The organism is Pseudomonas imperatae (genome assembly GCF_057128625.1).
This window is the reverse complement of sequence record NZ_JBSKHP010000027.1, coordinates 26,671-45,210: the sequence shown is the minus strand read 5'-3', so window position 1 is coordinate 45,210 and position 18,540 is coordinate 26,671. Positions and strand designations below refer to the sequence as shown.

The 18,540-nt window shown below is 68.2% G+C and carries 19 protein-coding genes; 9 read left to right on the top strand and 10 right to left on the bottom strand.

The window, feature by feature from the left end:
* Positions 1-31 precede the first annotated feature (31 nt).
* From ACWKWX_RS26550 to nac, 7 genes are all read right to left on the bottom strand, one after another.
* Positions 32-802, bottom strand: coding sequence for a LamB/YcsF family protein (locus ACWKWX_RS26550; RefSeq protein ID WP_416424006.1), 771 nt, complete (start codon positions 800-802; stop codon positions 32-34).
* Positions 803-812: 10 nt separating this feature from the next.
* A complete protein-coding gene (locus tag ACWKWX_RS26545) occupies positions 813-1,208 on the bottom strand; it encodes an acetyl-CoA carboxylase biotin carboxyl carrier protein (protein ID WP_483829333.1) in 396 nt (131 codons plus the stop codon).
* A 10-nt stretch (positions 1,209-1,218) separates the two neighbouring features.
* A complete protein-coding gene (locus tag ACWKWX_RS26540) occupies positions 1,219-2,178 on the bottom strand; it encodes a 5-oxoprolinase subunit C family protein (protein WP_483829332.1) in 960 nt (319 codons plus the stop codon).
* Positions 2,175-2,846 (bottom strand): 5-oxoprolinase subunit PxpB, encoded by a 672-nt coding sequence (pxpB, locus tag ACWKWX_RS26535; RefSeq protein WP_483829331.1) that lies wholly within the window; start codon positions 2,844-2,846, stop codon positions 2,175-2,177. Before pxpB ends, ACWKWX_RS26540 begins: the two co-directional genes overlap by 4 nt.
* Positions 2,843-4,195: an acetyl-CoA carboxylase biotin carboxylase subunit gene (gene accC, locus ACWKWX_RS26530; RefSeq protein WP_483829330.1), complete on the bottom strand. Its 1,353-nt coding sequence runs from the start codon at positions 4,193-4,195 to the stop codon at positions 2,843-2,845. The genes pxpB and accC overlap by 4 nt, the downstream gene beginning before the upstream one ends.
* Positions 4,195-4,614, bottom strand: a complete 420-nt coding sequence (locus ACWKWX_RS26525) for an acetyl-CoA carboxylase biotin carboxyl carrier protein (protein WP_483829329.1) — start codon at positions 4,612-4,614, stop codon at positions 4,195-4,197. The genes accC and ACWKWX_RS26525 overlap by 1 nt, the downstream gene beginning before the upstream one ends.
* Positions 4,615-4,827: 213 nt before the next feature.
* Positions 4,828-5,724 carry a nitrogen assimilation transcriptional regulator NAC gene (nac, locus tag ACWKWX_RS26520; RefSeq protein ID WP_483829328.1) on the bottom strand — a complete coding sequence of 299 codons (897 nt, stop codon included), beginning with the start codon at positions 5,722-5,724 and terminating at the stop codon, positions 4,828-4,830.
* A 358-nt stretch (positions 5,725-6,082) separates the two neighbouring features.
* Here nac and ACWKWX_RS26515 point away from each other — a divergent pair, with 358 nt between their 5' ends.
* The 3 genes from ACWKWX_RS26515 to ACWKWX_RS26505 all read left to right on the top strand — a co-directional run bounded on the left by ACWKWX_RS26515 (position 6,083) and on the right by ACWKWX_RS26505 (position 10,240).
* A complete protein-coding gene (locus ACWKWX_RS26515) occupies positions 6,083-7,291 on the top strand; it encodes an aspartate transaminase (RefSeq protein ID WP_483829327.1) in 1,209 nt (402 codons plus the stop codon).
* An 11-nt stretch (positions 7,292-7,302) separates the two neighbouring features.
* Positions 7,303-8,835, top strand: a complete 1,533-nt coding sequence (locus ACWKWX_RS26510; RefSeq protein WP_483829326.1) for an MFS transporter — start codon at positions 7,303-7,305, stop codon at positions 8,833-8,835.
* Positions 8,836-8,899: 64 nt separating this feature from the next.
* Positions 8,900-10,240, top strand: coding sequence for an OprD family porin (locus tag ACWKWX_RS26505; protein ID WP_483829325.1), 1,341 nt, complete (start codon positions 8,900-8,902; stop codon positions 10,238-10,240).
* Here the strand turns inward: ACWKWX_RS26505 and ACWKWX_RS26500 are convergent.
* Entirely contained in the window at positions 10,227-10,955 is a 729-nt protein-coding gene (locus tag ACWKWX_RS26500) for a glycosyltransferase family 2 protein (RefSeq protein WP_483829324.1), read from the bottom strand. The two genes, ACWKWX_RS26505 and ACWKWX_RS26500, sit on opposite strands and share 14 nt — an antisense overlap.
* A gap of 154 nt (positions 10,956-11,109) precedes the next feature.
* Between ACWKWX_RS26500 and ACWKWX_RS26495 the strand changes: the two genes are divergently transcribed.
* From ACWKWX_RS26495 to ACWKWX_RS26480, 4 genes are all read left to right on the top strand, one after another.
* Positions 11,110-12,009 carry an SDR family oxidoreductase gene (locus ACWKWX_RS26495; protein WP_473006492.1) on the top strand — a complete coding sequence of 300 codons (900 nt, stop codon included), beginning with the start codon at positions 11,110-11,112 and terminating at the stop codon, positions 12,007-12,009.
* A 71-nt stretch (positions 12,010-12,080) separates the two neighbouring features.
* The gene (locus ACWKWX_RS26490) at positions 12,081-12,296 is read left to right on the top strand and encodes a hypothetical protein (protein WP_416423995.1); all 216 of its coding nucleotides are present in this window, start codon (positions 12,081-12,083) and stop codon (positions 12,294-12,296) included.
* 154 nt (positions 12,297-12,450) lie between these two features.
* Positions 12,451-13,179 carry a helix-turn-helix transcriptional regulator gene (locus ACWKWX_RS26485; RefSeq protein WP_483829323.1) on the top strand — a complete coding sequence of 243 codons (729 nt, stop codon included), beginning with the start codon at positions 12,451-12,453 and terminating at the stop codon, positions 13,177-13,179.
* 77 nt (positions 13,180-13,256) lie between these two features.
* Entirely contained in the window at positions 13,257-14,168 is a 912-nt protein-coding gene (locus ACWKWX_RS26480; RefSeq protein WP_483829322.1) for a DMT family transporter, read from the top strand.
* Here the strand turns inward: ACWKWX_RS26480 and ACWKWX_RS26475 are convergent.
* Positions 14,158-14,634: a VOC family protein gene (locus ACWKWX_RS26475; RefSeq protein WP_483829321.1), complete on the bottom strand. Its 477-nt coding sequence runs from the start codon at positions 14,632-14,634 to the stop codon at positions 14,158-14,160. The genes ACWKWX_RS26480 and ACWKWX_RS26475 overlap by 11 nt on opposite strands.
* A gap of 96 nt (positions 14,635-14,730) precedes the next feature.
* On the opposite strand from ACWKWX_RS26475, the gene ACWKWX_RS26470 reads away from it, so the two are divergent.
* A complete protein-coding gene (locus ACWKWX_RS26470; RefSeq protein WP_483829320.1) occupies positions 14,731-16,455 on the top strand; it encodes an ATP-binding protein in 1,725 nt (574 codons plus the stop codon).
* Between the two features lie 105 nt (positions 16,456-16,560).
* Here ACWKWX_RS26470 and ACWKWX_RS26465 read toward each other — a convergent pair whose 3' ends face one another.
* Entirely contained in the window at positions 16,561-17,496 is a 936-nt protein-coding gene (locus tag ACWKWX_RS26465; RefSeq protein ID WP_483829352.1) for a DMT family transporter, read from the bottom strand.
* A 94-nt stretch (positions 17,497-17,590) separates the two neighbouring features.
* Here ACWKWX_RS26465 and ACWKWX_RS26460 point away from each other — a divergent pair, with 94 nt between their 5' ends.
* A complete protein-coding gene (locus ACWKWX_RS26460) occupies positions 17,591-18,511 on the top strand; it encodes a LysR substrate-binding domain-containing protein (RefSeq protein ID WP_483829319.1) in 921 nt (306 codons plus the stop codon).
* Positions 18,512-18,540: the final 29 nt, after the last annotated feature.

Genomic DNA, 18,540 nt, shown 5'->3' with positions numbered 1-18,540 from the left:
GACGCATTGGTTGTGTGGCAATAAGGTGCGCTTATGACCGCACCAGTTGGCTGATCGGGGTGATGACGGCGCCCTGCCCTTCGATGAACGCGCGCAGGTCGCGGGCCAGGTCCACCGCGCCCGGCGTGTCGCCGTGCAGCAGGATGGAGCTGGCGTTGACCTTGACCCGCTGGCCGTCGAGGGTGGTGACGGTGCCGTCCTGCAACAGCTGGGCAACGCGTTCGCGCACCTGGGCCGGGTCCTTGATCACCGCGCCGGGCGTGCCACGCGGCACCAGCAGGCACTGCGCGTCGTAGGCGCGGTCGGCCAGGAAGGTGGTAGCCACCGGCAGGCCGTGCCGGTCGGCGGCGGCCTCGATGGCCTGGCTGCTGGACGAGCTGATGATCAGGCCGGGGTCGAACTGCGCCACCGCGCCCACCAGCACGTCGGCCATGGCGGCGTCGGCGGCCACGCGGTTGCCCAGCGCGCCGTGGAAGCTCATGTGGCTCATCCGGTAGCCCGCTACGGCGGCCATGCCGGCCAGGGCACCCAGCTGGTAGACCACGTAGGTGGCCAGCTCCGCCAGGTCGATGTTCATGGCGCGGCGGCCGAAGCCCTGCAGGTCGGGGTAGCCGACATGGGCACCGAGGTCGATGCCCAGGGCCTTGGCGCGGCGCACCGTGGTGTCCATGATCAGCGGGTCGCCGGCGTGGAAACCGCAGGCCACGTTGGCCGAGGAAATGATCTCCATCAGCGCCTGGTCTTCGCCCAGGGTCCACGGGCCAAAGCCCTCGCCCAGGTCGGCGTTCAAGTCGATACGCATAGGGGCCTCCTCAGCCGGCCAGGTCGAAAAGCGGTTGGCCGTAGCCCACCTGTTCACCTTCGGCGGCGCGCACGGCACTCACCTGCCCGTCCTGCTGGCTGCGCACCGGCAGCAGCAAGTGGCCAATCTGCAGCACGCCCACCAATTGCCCGTTGCGCACGCTGTCGCCGGGCTTGACCCAGGGCGTGCGCTCGTCGGGGTGGTGGCTGAAGAACCGCCCCGGGCCGCTGGCCTTGATCGACGCCACGGGCACTTCGACGCGGGCTGGCGGCTCAACGTGCAACACGGGAGCAGCAGCCGCCCCGCGGCGCAGCAGCAGGTCGAAGCCGGGGCGCTGGATGTGCAGCACGCTGAGGTTGGCGGCGCCGAGCCAGCTGGCCAACTGGCGGATTTCCTTGATGTTCATGGCAGGTTCCTCAAAGGCTGTGCAAGGTCAGCAGGCGGCGGGTGGCGTCGAGGAAGGCGCGGTTGGCCTCCAGCGCGTCCAGGGCCTGCGCGTAGCTGCAATGGATAAAGCGCACGCGGCTGCCAATGGGCGCCTGGCCCAGGCGCCAGAGGTCGGCCTCGATCACCGTGCCGAACTTGGGGTAGCCGCCGCTGGGTTGGGCGTCGCGCATCTGGATGATCGGCTGGCCGCCGTGAGGCACCTGTATCACCCCCGGGACGATGCCGTGGGAGCGCACCTCCAGCGGCCTTTCCGGCAGCAGCGGCTGGCCTTCCAGGCGGTAGCCGTAGCGGTTGCTCTGGGTGGTGACCTTCCACTCCCCGGCCCAGAACGCCGCTTGCGCCTCGGCGCTGAAGCAGTCGTATTCGGCGGCGGGCAGCACGCGCATGGCCGGCACGCCGTCCACTTCCAGGGGCAAGGCGCGGGTCGCCAGGCTGACGCCGAAGTCGCTGTTGCCGGCGTGGCCGGGGCGGCCCGCAGGCAGGCGGTCGCCCTGCTGCAACATGCGCCCGTTCAGGCCGCCGAATTCGCCGCGCAACTGGGTGCTGCGCGAACCCAACACCTCAGGCACGTCGACACCACCGGCCAGGCACAGGTAGGCGCGGCTGCCGGCGGAGGGGTAGTTGAGCTTCAGCACCTGGCCGGCGCTGGCCTGGGCCACCCAGTTGGGCGGCAGCGCCTGGCCGTCGAGGGTGGCGCCACAGGCGGCACCGGTCACGGCAAACGCGCAGGCTTCGATAAAGCGCGCCTCGAACGGGAACAGCGGAATCTCGATGGCGGCCGCGCCTTCGTCGTTGCCCAGCAGCAGGTTGCCGAGGATCAGCGACAGGCTGTCCATGGCCCCGGAGGTACCCACGCCGTAGCCCAGGCTGCCGTGGCGCCCCAGGTCCTGGACGGTGGCCAGGGCGGTGGCACTGATGATCTCGATCATCGAATGATCCTCTCGATACGGAAGCGAATGTGGTCGCCGGGTTGCAGCAGCGCCGGGGGCGACTGTTCGGCGTCGAAGAACACCATGTCGGTGTGGCCGATGGTGTTCCAGCCGCTGGGGCCGGCCGAGGCCGACACACCGGTCTGTACGCCACCGATCGACACCGCGCCAGCGCCGATGCTCAGCACCGGCACCTGGCGTCGCGGCGTGGCCAGGCGCGGGTCCATGCCGCCCAGGTAGCAATAGCCGGGGTGGCTGCCCAGGGCATACACCGGGTACAGCGGCTCGGCGTGCAGGTTGGCGATGGTCTCGATGTCCAGGCCAGTGTGGGCGACCACGTCGGCCATATGCGGGCCATGCTCGCCACCGTAGATCACCGGCAGTTCGATGATGCGGCCTTCCAGCGGCAGCGGCTGGCACTGTTCCCAGGCCTCCAGCAGCCGGTTTTGCAGGCCCTGCAGGTCGCGCGGCGGTGTGGCGAAGGTCAGCATCAGGTTGTTCATGCCCGGCACGGCCTCGGCCACGCCGCCCCAGTCCTGGGCCAGGCGGGCCAGGGCCCAGATGCGTTGCTGCGGCGGCAGGTCAAGGCTGCCCGGTGCTTCCAGCAGCAGCGCGGTGGTGCCCAGCAGGCTGATGCGCGGGGTGGCGTCCATGTGCATGGCACTCATGATGCGGTCCTCTGTTGCAGCCAGCGTTCAAGGTGGTGAATGTCGACGCCGCCCTCGCAGAAGCCGGGGTCCTGGAGAATGTCGCGGTGCAGCGCGATGTTGGTGCTGATGCCTTCCACGCGCATCTCGCCCAGGGCCAGGCGCATGCGCGCCAGGGCCTCGTCGCGGGTGGCGCCGTGGGTGATGACCTTGGCCACCATCGAGTCGTAGTACGGCGGCACGCGGTAGCCGTGGCTGACGTGGCTGTCGACGCGCACGCCGTAGCCACCGGGAATTTCCCAGCGGCTCACCTGGCCCGGGGTGGGCATGAAGGTGTCGGGGTCCTCGGCGTTGATGCGGCACTCCAGGGCGTGGCCGTGCACGCCGATGTCGGCCTGGGTCAGCGTCAGGCGCTCGCCCTGGGCCATGCGAATCTGCTGCTGGACGATGTCGATACCGGTGGTCATCTCGGTCACCGGGTGCTCCACTTGCAGGCGCGTGTTCATTTCAATGAAGTAGAACTCACCGTGCTCGTAGAGGAATTCGAAGGTGCCGACGCCCACGTAGCCGATCTGCCGGCAGGCGGCGGCGCAGCGCTCGCCGACCTTGGCCACCAACGCGGGGTCGATGCCAGGCGCCGGCGCTTCTTCCAGCACTTTCTGGTGGCGGCGCTGCAGGGAGCAGTCCCGCGCGCCCAGCCACAAGGCATTGCCGTAGGCGTCGCAGAGCACCTGGATTTCCACGTGGCGCGGCTGGCCGAGGAATTTCTCGATGTACAGCTCCGGGTTACCGAAGGCGCGCCGGGCTTCTTCGCGGGTCAGGTTGATGGCGTCGAGCAGCGCGGCCTCCTGCTCCACCACGCGCATGCCACGCCCGCCACCGCCGCCGGCAGCTTTGACGATCACCGGATAGCCGATGTCGCGGGCGATGGCCAGGATGCTCTCGGCGTCGTCCGGCATGCTGGTGTCGGGGCCCGGCACGCAGGGCACGCCGGCTTCGCGCATGGCGCGCTTGGCCGCAACCTTGTCGCCCATGGTGCGGATGCACGCGGCGCTGGGGCCGATGAAGGTCAGGCCAGCCTGTTCGACGTGCTCGGCGAAGGCGGCGTTCTCGGACAGGAAGCCGTAGCCGGGGTGAATCGCCTGGGCGCCGCTGAGTTCGGCCGCGAACAGCACGGCGGCGTGGTCCAGGTAGCTTTGGCCGGGGGCCGCGGGGCCGATGCAGATGGCCTGGTCGGCCAGTTGCACGTAGCGGGCGTCGCGGTCGGCTTCCGAATACACGGCCACGGTCTTCAGGCCCAGGCCCTGGCAGGCGCGCAAAATGCGCAAGGCGATTTCGCCGCGGTTGGCGATAAGGACGGTATCGAACATCACACGGCCTCCAGGCGGAACAGCGGCTTGCCGGCGGCGACTTCCTCGCCACTGGCGGCGAGGATGGCGCGCACAACGCCGGCGCGTTCGGCCTTGAGCGGGTGGAACATCTTCATGGCTTCCACCACAGCCAGGGTCTGGCCGGCCTCGACCGCATCACCCACCTGCACGAACGCGGGCTGGTCGGGCGCGGGGGTCAGGTGCAGCACGCCGTAGAGGGCGGCGCTGGCTTCAAAGGTGTCGCTGCTGGCTGCCGGGGTGGCGGCGGCAACTGTCGCCGCCAGCGGGCGAGCGACGGCCGCCACGGGCTGGCCGTCGCGCAGCAGGCGCAGCTGGGTGTCGCCTTCGTTGAGGCTCAGCTCGCTGAGGTCGGATTCGGCCATCAGGTCGATCAGCGCTTTAATGCGTTCCGGGTTCATGCAATGGCCCCTGCCGTGAATAGTAAAAGTGGCTGGATGAACTCTATCGAGCGCACAAAAACACGGCCAAGACGGTTTGGCTGTGGAGAGATAAGGGTCGCTTATGACCATCGCGTAGCCGCTGCCGCCAGGTTGCGCTGGCCCTGTACCTCGCTGAAGGTCTTCAGGGTTCAGACTGGCCAGCGCAGCCTGACGGCAGCGGCTACGGCGGCGTTACCCACGCATCTCGGCAATCAACTCCAGCAAGATCGCCTTCACCGCCTGGGCCGGCACTGACAGCGGCAAATGCCCCGACAGGCACAGCGCCAGCGGCGCCTCGATGTCCGGCGCGGTGATGCGCAACAGGTGCGCCTCGTGCACGGCCACCAGGGCGCGGGCGGCGGATTCGGGCAGGATGGTTGAACCGAAATGCTCGCTGACGGCGGTGGCCAGGGTGGTGGACGACTCCACCTCGGCGATCACCCGGGCGCTGAGGCCGATCTTCAGGAAGGCTTCGTCCACCAGCCGGCGCATGGTGTTGTAGGTGCGCGGCAGCAGCAGGTCCAGCTCGGCGACCTCGGCCAGGCCGATCTCGTCGCGGCGTTGCAGCTCGGGGTCGGCGCTCACCAGGTACAGCTGTTCGCGCAGCAGCGGCACGAAGGTCAGGCCGTGCACTTCACGGCCGCCGTAGAGCACGGCCATGTCCATGCGGCCGTTCATGATCAGCTCACTGAGGGTGGTGCCGAAGTTTTCATTCAGGTACAGCAGGATGCCGGGGTGGCGCTCGCGCACCCGGCGCAACAGCGGCAGCGACAGCGCCGAGGCTGCGGTGCCCGGGGCCAGGCCCACCGACACCTGGCCGGACAGGGCGAAACCGGTGGCGTTGACGTCGCTCTGGGCCTGCTCGCACTGGCGCAGGATCAGCTGCGCGTGGCCATACAGCACCTTGCCGGCCTCGGTGGGCGTGACGCCGCGCTTGGTGCGGATGATCAACTGCTGTTGCAGCTCGGCCTCCAGGGTGACCAGCTGCTGGCTCAGGGCTGGCTGGGCGATGTGCAGCACGTCGGCGGCCTGGGTCAGGCTGCCGACATCGACGATCTTCACGAAGTACTTCAAACGGCGCAGGTTCACGTGGGTGGCACACTCTGGCAGGTGGATAACACCTGATAGAGCAAGAGGCGGGCCATGTTTTGACTGGGTGGTCATGTGTCGCACTTCAGGGCCTCATCGCGAGCAAGCTCGGCTCCTACCGGTAGGAGCCGAGCTTGCTCGCGATGGCCCCACCATAAGTCTTTGATATGGCACCGGGACAAGAGGCTCCGCTAAACCCGCCCATCCCCCGCGAATACGCCATGGCACCATCTTGGTGCGCCCCATGCACCAACCGGTCATAAGCTGTGCCTATCAAACCAGAACAAACTTGTCTTATCAGCCCCGCTGCCCCGCCTCGTAACGTAGCCGTCATCAGGCCACCACCGAGGACTCCCCCGTGACCGCTTCCCGCATCGCCGCCCGAGTGCACCGCATCAAACCCTCGCCCAGCAGCGCCGCTGCCGACCGCGCCAACGAACTGCGCCGCGCCGGCAAGTCGATCATCAACCTGGTGGTGGGCGAGCCCGACTTCGACACCCCGGCGCATATCCGCCAGGCCGCCTGCGCCGCCATCGAGAACGGCGACACCCGCTACACCCAGAACGCCGGCACCCCGGAACTGCGCCAGGCCATCGTCGCCAAGCTGCAGCGCGAAAACGGCCTGGACTACAGCGCTTCCCAGATTGTGGTCACCAACGGCGCCAAGAGCGCCATCTACAACGCCTTCTCCGCCACCCTGGGCCCGGGCGACGAGGTGCTGATCCCCGCGCCATACTGGGTGTCGTACCCGGACATGGTGCTGGCCTGCGAAGGCGAGCCGGTGGCCCTGACCTGCACCGAGGAACACCACTTCAAGCTCACCGCCGAGCAGCTGCGCGCCGCCATCACCCCGCGCACCCGCTGGCTGTTGCTGAACTCGCCCAGCAACCCCACCGGCGCCGTGTACCACGCCGAAGAACTGCGCGCCCTGGCCGACGTGCTGCTGGACTACCCCGACGTGCTGGTGATGACCGACGACATCTACGAGCACATCCGCTACAACGACCGCCCCGCCACCCATATCCTGGCCGTGGAGCCGCGGCTCAAGGACCGCGTACTGGTGATCAACGGCGTGTCCAAGTCCTACGCCATGACCGGCTGGCGCATCGGCTTCGGCGCCGGCCCCGCCGACCTGATCACCGCCATGGCCACCCTGCAGTCGCAGTCCACCAGCAACGCCTGCAGCGTCAGCCAGGCCGCCGCGGTGGCCGCCCTCAATGGTGACCAGAGCTTCATCGAGCAAAGCCGCGCGGTGTACCGCCAGCGCCGCGACCGCTGCCTGGAACTGATCAACGCCATCGACGGCCTCAGCTGTATCCCGCCTGAAGGCGCCTTCTACCTGTACGTCAACTGCGGCGCCGTGCTGGGCAAGCGCACCCCGCAAGGCCAGGTGCTGGCAAGCGACAGCGACTTCATCCTCTACCTGCTGGAAAGCCAGGGCGTGGCGGTGATTCCCGGCAGCGCCTACGGCCTGGCACCGTTCTTCCGCATGTCCACGGCCTCGGCCATCGAGACCCTGGAAACCGGCTGCCAACGCATCGCTACCGCCGTAGCGGCGCTGGTGTAAGGGGTTCGATGATGACGATGCCGAGCCACAGCGCCCTGACCTTCAAGCAAGCCTTGCTGGCCATGCTCGGCATCTCCCTGGTGCTGATGCTCTCGGCCCTCGACCAGACGGTGATCGGCAACGCCTTGCCGAGCATCGTCGCCCAGTTGCAGGGCTTCGAGCTGTACGCCTGGGTAGCCACCGGCTACCTGCTGGCCTCCATCGTCACCATCCCGATTTTCGGCCGCCTGGGCGACTACTACGGGCGCAAGCCCTTCGTGCTGGCGGCCACGGTAATCTTCACCCTGGCCTCGCTGGTCTGCGCCCTGGCCAACGACATGCTGGTGCTGGTGCTGGGCCGCGCCCTGCAAGGGGTGGGCGGCGGCATGCTGATCGGCACCGCGTTCGCCTGCATTCCCGAGCTGTTTCCCGACACCCGCCAGCGCCTGCGCTGGCAGATTTTGCTAAGCGCGCTGTTCAGCGTGGTTAACGCCATTGGCCCAGGCCTGGGCGGGTATTTGACCGGCGCGTTCGGCTGGCGCTCGGTGTTCTATATCAACCTGCCGCTGGGGGCGGTGGCGCTGTTTTTCGCCTGGCGCTACCTCCCCCATTACCGCCCGCTGCAAAGCCGCGCCATTCGCCTGGACTGGCTGGGCGCGCTGCTGATCGCGGTGGCCCTGGGCAGCCTGCAACTGTTCGTGGAATGGCTGGGCCAGGCCCAGGTGTGGGGCAGCGCGATACTGGGCGCGGTGTGCATCGCCGCTGCGGTCGGGCTGTGGTGCTGGGAGCGCCGGTGCAGCGAAGCCTTGCTGCCGGCTGCGCTGTTCCGCTCGCCCAGCGTGCGCCTGCTGTTCGTGCTGTCGTTGCTGGCCGGGGCCATTATGTTCAGCCTGCTGTTCTACCTGCCGCTGCTGCTGCAAGGCAGCTACGGCTATTCGCCCCAGGACGCCGGCCTGCTGATCACGCCGCTGGCCTTGAGCATCACCCTGGGCGCCATCGTCAACGGTCGCATCATCACCCAGCTGCGCAACCCCAACCTGATACCCCTGGCCGGCTTCGCCGTGCTACTGGTGGCCTGCGCCGGGCTGGCGCTGGTGGGCCTGCACGCCTCGTTCCACGCGCTGCTGGGGCTGATTCTGCTGGCCGGGCTGGGCCTGGGCTTCATCCTGATGAACCTCACGGTGTTCACCCAGACCCTGGCCGAGCGGCAGTTCCTGGGCATCGCCACCGCCCTCACCCAGTCGCTGCGCCTGGTCGGCGGGCTGCTGGGCACCGCAGTGATGGGCGTGCTGGTCAAGCTGCTGTACGCCAGCCACCTGCAAGGCGCGTTCATCGCCGCGGGCCAGGCCGATGCCCTGCCCCGCTTCATCGACCCACAAGTGCTGCTCAAGGCCGGCGGCGACCCGGCGCTGCTGCAACTGGCCCGCCAGGCCCTGGCGCAAGCGCTGGGCAGCGGCCTGCTGCTGTGCGCCGGCCTGGGCGTGCTGGCCCTGTGGGTGTTGTACCGCTTGCCGCCGGTGGCGCTGACCCGCGCCGCCGCACCCGTTGCTCCTGAAGAACAATAAAAACCTTAACTGCCGCCCCTGCACCTGCCTCTCACAACATTGACTACAGCATGAGGAATTCCCGATGGTGCTCTTGAATCGCGCAGCTTACCGCGCACCCGCAATTCTGGCCGGCCTGTGCGGCCTGGCCATGGCGCAACCAAGCAACGCCGAAGGCTTTATCGAGGACAGCACCGCGACCCTGCTGGCGCGCAACTTCTTCAGCAACGCCGACAACCGCAGCGGCGCCGCCAACCCCAACTACACCCAGGAATGGGGCCAGGGCTTCATCCTCAACTTCAAGTCCGGCTACACCCCCGGCACCGTCGGTTTCGGCGTGGACGCCATCGGCATGCTCGGCATCAAGCTGGACTCGGGCAAGGGCACCCACTACAACCCGTCGGGCACCGCCTACAACGGCAACATCTTCCCCACCGACGACGGCCGCGCCGCCGATGAGTTCGGCAGCCTGGGCGCCACGGCGAAGGTGCGCTTCGCCAAGACCGAAGTGCGCGCCGGTACCCTGGTGCCGATGCTGCCGGTGGTGATGTCCACCGACCGCCTGCTGCAACAGACCTTCAACGGCGAGCAGATCCAGTCCAAGGACCTGGACCACTTCACCTTCATCGCCGGCCAACTGGACAGCGTCAAGGGCCGTGGGTCGACCAACCAGATGGGCATGTCCATTCCCGGCGCCAACAGCCGCCTCACCGGCAAGTTCGTGCACAAGTTCCAGTACGCCGGCGTCGACTGGAAAGCCACCCCCGACCTGCTGCTGCAGTACTACTACGGCGGCCTGGAGAACTTCTACAACCAGCACTTCCTGGGCCTGGTGAACAACTGGAAGGTGGGCCCCGGCACCCTGCGCACCGACCTGCGTTACTTCAACAACAGCTCGGCCGGCAAGAACGACAATGACGCGGACTACTACACCGCCGGCTACTACGGCGACGGCGTGACCAAGGGCAAGGTCGACAGCCAACTGTCCAGCGCGCTGTTCACCTACCTGGTGGGCCCGCACACCATCGCCGCCGGCTACCAGCAGGTGACCGGCGACAGCGATGCGGTGTGGCTGAACCAGGGCGACGGCTCGACCTCGTATTTCATCACCGAGTCAATGATCGGCAAGTTCCAGCGCGCCGGCGAGCGCACCTGGCAGGTGCGCTACGGTTATGACTTCGCCGCCATGGGCGTGCCCGGCCTGACCTTCCTGGGCATGTACGAAAGCGGCTCGGGCGCACGCACCGCCAGCGGCGACAAGAGTGAGTGGGAGCGCAACCTGACCCTGACCTATACCGTGCAATCGGGCCCGGCCAAGGACCTCAGCGTGGCGCTGAGGCACGCCTCCATGCGCACCGAGTTTCCCGGCGTGCGCGACCAGGACGAGCACCGGGTGATCGTCACGTACCCGATCAATCTGTTCTGACCGGGTCGCCTTCGGACGCGGCCTGGCGGCCACTGCTACACGCCCCGTAGCAGCTGCCGAAGGCGGCGTCCTGCAGCGACAACAAATACTCGCCAAACCCCTCGCGGCACTTGAAATCGCGGCGCGCGCTGGTGACCACCGAGGTGGTCGCCGTCCACACGATGCGCGCGCCGATGCGCTCAAGGTCTGCGACCAACTGCACGTCTTCATGGGCCGCCAGGTGCTGGAAACCGCCAGCCCAGGCATAGGCCTCGGCGCTCAGCCCCAGGTTGGCGCCATGGATGTGCCGGTGCCCCTCCTCGAACCGGTACCCCGCCAGGTATTTCGCCCGCGCTTGCTCGGTGTGCTCGGCCCAACTGTCCACCGCCACGGTGCCACACACCGCATCGGCCTGGAACGCCAATTGGCGGGCCAGCCAGTCGCCCGGCACTCGCGTGTCGGCATCGGTGAACGCCAGCCACTGCGCGCCGGCGTTGAGCAACGCCTGGGCGCCGAAGGCCCGCGCCTTGCCGACGTTACGAAAGCCCACCTCCAGCACCTCGCACCCGGCCGCAGCCGCCAGCAACCCGGTTTCGTCGCTGCAGTGGTCGAGCACCACCAGCACTTTTACCGTCATGCCCGCCAGTTGCGGGTGCCGCGCCGCCGCCTGGATCGAGGCCAGGCAAGGGGCGATGTAGCTTGCTTCATTGTGCGCCGGAATCACCACACCAATCATGAGTCGCCCTCTTCTGCCCGAGCCCGCCTGTTCCCAATCGACCCGGGCGGTTGGCGGAAGGTTTAAAAAATTTTCATCGGCAGAAAAACTGAACGTTCGCCTGGCCGCCTGCCTCCATTGTCCTGATTCGATTGGGCAAGAGAGGAAGTCCACCATGGCAACTGAAAACCAGTATTCGATGCAGAACCCACTGACCCAGTATCCACACCCCGAATTCCCCAAACAGCCCCAGGGCGCGCCCGGCACCGTGCACAAGATGACGCCCGCGCCGGACCACGGCGAGCACAGCTACAAGGGCTTCGGCCGCTTGCTGGGGCGCAGGGCGCTGATCACCGGTGCCGACTCCGGCATTGGCCGCGCGGCGGCAATTGCCTATGCCCGCGAAGGTGCCGACATCGTCCTCAATTACTTGCCTGAAGAGGAAAGCGACGCCCGCGAAGTGGTGAAGCTGATCGAAGCCGAGGGCCGCAAGGCGGTGGCCATTCCCGGCGACCTCAAGGATGAGGCGTTCTGCCAGGCGTTGGTGCAGAAGGCAGTGGCCGCCCTGGGCGGCCTGGACATACTGGTGAACGTCGCCGGCAAGCAGCAGGCGGTGGAAGCCATTGCCGAGCTGACCACCGAGCAGTTCGACGCCACCTTCAAGTCCAACGTCTACGCGCTGTTCTGGCTGTGCAAGGCAGCGCTGCCGCACCTGCCAGCCGGCGCCACCATCATCAATACCGCGTCCATCCAGTCCTACAGCCCGTCGCAAAACCTGCTGGACTATGCCTCTACCAAGGCCGCCATCGTCGCCTTCACCAAGTCGCTGGCCAAGCAGGTGATTGCCCAGGGCGTGCGGGTCAACGCCGTGGCGCCGGGCCCTGTGTGGACACCGCTGCAACCCAGCGGCGGCCAACCTCAAGAGAAAATCCCCACCTTCGGTTCGCAGACGCCCATGGGCCGCCCCGGCCAGCCGGCCGAATGCGCGCCGCTGTATGTGTTCCTGGCCACTCAGGAATCCAGCTATATCACCGGTGAAACCTTCGGCGTGACCGGCGGCAACCCGCTGCCATGACCGGCCGGCCGCCCGGCTGGAACTCCTGGCCGGGCGGCGGTTCAACCGTGCATACACCCCAGGAGACCACCATGAGCACAGACAACCGCCCCGAAAACGCGCCGCCCACCGACACTTCCGGCAAACCGGTGAATGTGGTGAAGCGCGACCTGGAAGACCGCGACGACGACACCCGTGGCGTCGATGAGGTGATCACCCCCTCGTCCACCCGCGCCAAGGAGCAGGACGCCGAGACCCTGCAAAAGAAAACCGCCGAAATCGAACGCAAGGTCGCCGACGGCAACTGACCCTACCCCCGTAGCAGCGGCCGTCAGGCCGGGTCCGGGCGCGCCACGGTATGGGCCCGGACGCAGCCTGCGGCAGCTGCTACGGGGTTTGGCGTCTTGGCGAGTGCGTGGCATGCTGTTCACCCGACACCCACCAGCTGGCTGGAACACTGCCGTGACGCCCTCCCTCGACCTGCGTAGCTACAGCGGCGAATGCGCCCACCACCAGCACGGCTTTACCCAGCTGGTGCTGCCGGTGGCCGGTGGGATGGAGATGGAAGTGCAGGGCCGTGGCGCGCGCCTGGACCTGTCGCTGGCGGCGCTGATCGCCCCCGGCGCCGAGCACGGCCAGCGCGCCGACGGCGCCAACCGCTTCCTGGTGCTGGACTGCCCCAACGGCTGGTTCGAGGCGCGCACCCTCGACGCCCTGGCGCGCCGTACCTACGTGCCAGTCTCCGCCGCCACCCGCCGCCTGATCGAGTTCGCCGACCTGCTCGGCGCCCATGGCCTGCCCCAGAGTGCGCCACACCTGCTGCCGCTGTTGCTCAACAGCCTGGGCCGTGACGCCGGCCAGCCGGCCAGCGGCATGGACCGCCTGCTGGCGCACCTGGAAGCCGACCCCGGCCAGGCCTGGAGCAACGAGGCCATGGCCCGCGTCGCCGCCATGAGCGTCAGCCAGCTGCACCGGCGCTTTGCCGAACGCTACGCGCAAGCACCCCAGGCGTGGCTGGCGCAGCTGCGCATGCGCCATGCCTGCCGCTGGCTGGCCGAAAGCCGCCTGCCGTTGGCTGACATTGCCCTGAAGGTCGGTTTCAGCGACCAGGCCGCCCTCACCCGGGCCATGCGCCGCCTATGCGACACCACGCCGGCGGCCTACCGCCACGCCGCGCGCCAGCCTGGGTAAAGGTGTCGACAGCCTGGGCCAATACGCCGAAGCGCGCAGCCGGCACACTGCGGCCCTTTCCATCAGGCGGTTGCTTCATGACAACTCATCCATCCTTGGCCAAGGGCATTGGCTACGGCGTCGCCGCGGGCATGTGCTGGGGCGTGATCTTTCTCGGCCCGGCGCTGACCCCGCAGCTGTCGGGGCTTGAATTCGCGGTACTGCGTTTCCTTGCCTACGGGCTGTTCTCCCTGGCGTTGCTGCTGCCGCGCTGGCGCAAGGTGCGCGCGCAGTTGACTCGCGCCGACTGGCGGGCGCTGGGCTGGCTGAGCCTGGTCGGCACGCTGATCTATTACGCGCTGGTGGGCAGCGCCGTGCAGCGGGTCGGCGTGGCCACCACCTCGCTGGTGGTCGGGCTGATTCCGGTGCTGGTGGCGCTTGCCGGCCGTGGCGACGCCGGCGCCGTGCCCTTCGCCCGGCTGCTGCCGTCGCTGGCGTGCGCCACGGCCGGGGTGGCGTTGATCAGCCTGCACGCCATGCACGGCGCCGCGCTGGGCAGCATTGTCGGGCTGCTGTGCGCGTTTGGCGCGCTGCTGACCTGGAGCTGGTACGCGGTCAGCAACGCCCGGCGCCTGGCGCTGACCGCCGTCTCGGCCCAGGACTGGGCGCTGTTGACCGGCGTGGTTACCGGCGCCCTGGCGCTGCTGCTGGCCGTGCCGGTGCTGGGCAGCCACCTGGCCGCTATCGACCTGCACGCCGTGCTGGTCACCGCCGGGGTGGCGCTGCTGGCCTCGGTGATCGGCGGCGCCTTCTGGAACCAGGCCAGCCGCTTGCTGCCCCTGGCGCTGAGCGGCCAGGTGCTGGTGATCGAGACCCTCAGCGCGCTGCTGCTGGGCTTCCTCTGGGAGCAGCGCTGGCCGGACCGCCAGGAGGTGGTCGCCATGGTGCTGCTGGTGGTGGGCGTGGCCTGGTGCCTGCGCAGCCACCAGCGCCACCGGGTCACGCCTTGATCGCGGCCTCGATGGCGGCGACGTCGATCTTGCCCATGGTCATCATCGCCTCGAAGGCGCGCCGGGCGGCCTCGCGATCACTGCCGGTGAACGCCTCTGTCAGCACCCGTGGAGTGATCTGCCAGGACAGCCCCCACTTGTCCTTGCACCAGCCGCACTCGCTGGCCTGGCCGCCGTTGCCGACGATGGCGTGCCACAGGCGGTCGGTCTCGGCCTGGTCCTCGGTGGCCACCTGGAAGGAGAAAGCCTCGCTGTGGGGAAACCCCGGGCCGCCATTGAGGCCCAGGCACGGGATGCCCATCACCGTGAAGTCCACCGTCAGCACGTCGCCCTCCTTGCCCGCCGGGTAGTCCGAGGGCGCACGGTGCACCGCGCCCACCGTGCTGTCGGGAAAGGTTTGCGCGTAAAAGGTCGCGGCGTCCAGCGCCGTGCCGTCGTACCACAGGCAAAGGGTGTTCTTGTTCATGGCAGTGCGCTCCAGGCAATGAGTCCACCCCTGAAGCGTAGCTTGCGCGGTTGTGTGATAATTGCCGCTCAGCCATTTCCAGCCGAGAAGCCGCGCATGCCTTACCGGGCCCCACGGGACCTCGCCCTTGACCTCGCCTTGCGCAGCCTGCTCGAGAACCAGGTGCGCGAGGGGCATTACGCCAGCGTCGAGGACGCCCGCCAGGCGGCGCAGCAGATCCTCCACACCGCGCCCTCCGAGGCGCGCGACGTCACCGCCGAACAGCCGCGCGAGACCGCCCTGCACGACTCCATGGACTTCGCCCGCCTGGCCCTGTCCGCCGTCAGCGGCGTGGGCGTGTGGACCTACGAGGTGGCCAACGACTGCTTCTACTGCGACGCCGGCATCAGCGAGCTGTACGCCATCGACCCGGTGCAGGGCGCCCAGGGCATCAAGCGCACGGACTTTCTCGCCAACGTGCACGGCGACGACCTGGCCGCGCTGCGCCGGACCATGGCCGGCGGCCTGGTCAACAGCGGCGACCTGGAGCTGGAATACCGCATCGTCCACCCCGACGGCTCGGTGCGCTGGGTGCTGTCGCGCGGCCACACCTACTTCAACGCCGCCGGCGAGCCCGTGCGGCGCACCGGCGTGGGCGTCGACATGACCGCCCAGCGCCTGCTGGAACAGCAGCTGCGCCAGAGCCAGAAGATGGAAGCCGTGGGCCAGCTCACTGGCGGCCTGGCCCACGACTTCAACAACCTGCTGACCGGCGTCATGGGCAGCCTGGAGATGATCCGCCTGCGCATCGCCAAGGGCCGCGTCGCCGAGACCGGGCGCTACCTGGACGCCGCCCTGGGCGCCGCGCGCCGGGCCGCGGCGCTCACCCATCGGCTGCTGGCCTTCTCGCGCCGGCAGACCCTGGACCCCACGCCCACCGACGCCAACCGCCTGGTGCTGGGCATGCTGGAGCTGATCCGCAGCACCGTCGGCCCGGCCGTGCAGGTGGACATCCACAGCGAACAGCCGCTGTGGCTGACCCAGGTGGACGCCAACCAGCTGGAGAACGCCCTGCTCAACCTGTGCATCAACGCCCGCGACGCCATGCCCCTGGGCGGCACCCTGGGCATCCAGACCCGCAACTGCACCCTGGCCGCCAAGGCCGCCCGCGAGCGCGACCTGGTGCCCGGCGAGTACCTGGCCCTGAGCGTCAGCGACACCGGCAGCGGCATGAGCAGCGACGTCATGGCCCACGCCTTCGACCCGTTCTTCACCACCAAGCCCACCGGCAAGGGCACCGGCCTGGGCCTGTCGATGATCTACGGCTTCGTGCGCCAGTCCGGCGGCAGCGTGCACATCCAGTCGCAGCCCGACCAGGGCACCACCATGACCCTGTACCTGCCACGCTCGCGCGAAACCCTGGGCGACGCCCAGGCGCCGTTGCCACCCGCGCCGCTGCCCCACGCGGAACAGGGCGAGACCGTGCTGGTGATCGACGACGAACCCACCGTGCGCATGTTGATCATCGAAGTGCTGGACGAACTGGGCTACACCGCCCTGGAAGCCGCCGACGGCGCCAGCGGCCTGGACATCCTGCAGTCCGGCCGGCGGATCGACCTGCTGGTCACCGACGTCGGCCTGCCCGGCGGCATCAACGGCCGCCAGGTGGCGGACGCCGGCCGCAGCCTGCGCCCTGGGCTCAAGGTACTGTTCATCACCGGTTACGCCCACAACGCCGAGGCCTGGGCGCAACAGCTGGAGCCGGGCATGCACCTGCTGACCAAGCCGTTCACCATGGAAGACCTGGCCAGCCGCATCAGCAGCGCCATTACCGCTGCGTAACCCCGCCACGCGGCGCCTGTAGCAGCGGCCGCAGGCCGCGTCCACGTACGACACGGAGTTGCGCGGTGCCCGGACGCAGCCTGCGGCAGCTGCTACGGGCGGTATTTACGAGGCTATGTGGGCGTGCTGGTGCCGGCGGGCCGCCCACACCACGCCGCCCACCAGCAGCGCGATCGACACCAGTTCCATCAGCCCCGGCGCGCGCTGGCCGTAGACGAAGCCGTAGACGCAGGCGAACAGCGTCTCGAAGACGATCATCTGCCCGCTCAAGGAGCTGGCCATGCGCCGCGAACAGGCGTTCCACAGGCTGTTGGCCAGCCACGAGCCGCACAGCGCCAGGAACAGGCTTACCCACAGGAAGGTCATCCAACGAGCGTGGTCCACCTGAGCCGGCACCAGGTTGGGGAACAGCAACAGGGCAACCGCGCCCACCACCACGGCAACGCCGCCGGTGACGATGCCCAGCAGCGTCGACCACTCGCTGCTGTTGAAGTGGCTGTGCTTGAGGTAGCGCCCGTTGTGGGTGGCGTACCACGACCAGCACACCACGCCGCTCAGGCCACAGGCCAGGCCCAGCAGCTGGCGGCCCAGGGAGGTGCCGCCAGCATGGCCGCCGGCGTGCTGCAGGCTCACCGATACGATGCCGAGGAATACCATCAGCAGCGGCAGCTTGAGCCGCTTCATCGGCAGCGAACCGGCGTCGCCGCGCCCCAGGAAGGTAATGGCCACCGGCAGCATACCGTTGATCAGCGCCGCCGTGGTCACCCCGCTCAGCTGCACCGAGGCGCCCAGCAGGGCGAAGTTGAGCACGTTGCCGGTGAGCGACAGGCGCAGCAGCATCGACAGGTCGCGGCGCTTGAGCCGCGCCAGCAGGCGCCCGGCCATGGGCAGCGCCACCAGCAACGAAAACAGCCCGTACAAGGCAAAACGCACGCTGCTGATCAGCACCGCATTGAACTCGGGCAGCAACGACGGGGCGATGATCACCCCGCCCCAGATGGCCCCGGCCAACACGGCAAACACTATCCCACGGTTCATTATCTCGACTCTGGCAGTTAACGCTAATGGCGCGATTCTAGCCGTGGACAGCGCCCGCCACCTGCGATAAAAAGTGGGCTACCCATTCCCCTGGGGAATGCCTGCCGGGAGCACTATCATCAACCGTTACCTGCGTACCCTGCCGCCGCTGGAAACCCTGATCACCTTCGAGGCCGTGGCCCGCCATGCCAGCTTCACCGCCGCAGCGGGCGAGCTGTTCCTCACCCAGAGCGCGGTGAGCAAGCAGATGCGCCAGCTGGAAGACGCCATGGGCGTGCCGCTGTTCGAGCGCAAGCCGCGCGGTGTGGCCCTGACCGGTGCCGGCGACGAACTGCTGATGACCGTCAACGTGCTGCTGGGCACCCTGTACCAGAGCGTCACGCGCATCCGCAACGTGCACCAGAGCAACGCTGTGTCGGTGCTGGCCACCCACGCCCTGGCGCAGTTCTGGCTGTTCCCCAAGCTGATTGAGTTCAACAAGGCCTACCCCGACATCGCCGTGCACGTGCACGCCATCAACGAATTCGACGACACCAGTCTCAACGACTTCGACCTGGGCGTGCTGTACGGCGACGGCGACTGGGCGACCCTGGACAGCGATTTCCTGCTGCCGGAGATCGTCTACCCGGTGGCCCACCCCGGCCTGGACGTGGCCGCCATCGACAGCCTGGCGCAGCTGGCCAAGGCCAACCTGGTGCAGATCGACACCCGCGCCTGGCAATGCATGGACTGGCCGCAATGGTTCGGCCACCTGGGCGTGGACTACTCGCCGCGGGACAAGGCGCCGGTGTTCAACCAGCTGACCCTGGCCTACCGCGCCGTGCAGCAAGGCATGGGCATTGGCCTGGCGTGGTCGTTCATGGCCGATGAGGCGTTGGCCAAGGGCGAGCTTCAACGGGTGACGGATTTTGAATGCCGCACCGGCAAGGGCGAATACCTGGTGTCGGTGAAGCACCGTGGGCGCTCGGCGTGCGCGGCGGTGTTTCGTGAGTGGCTGCTGGCGTCGATGCAGGAATGACAGCCAACAAAAAACCCCTGACGCCTTGC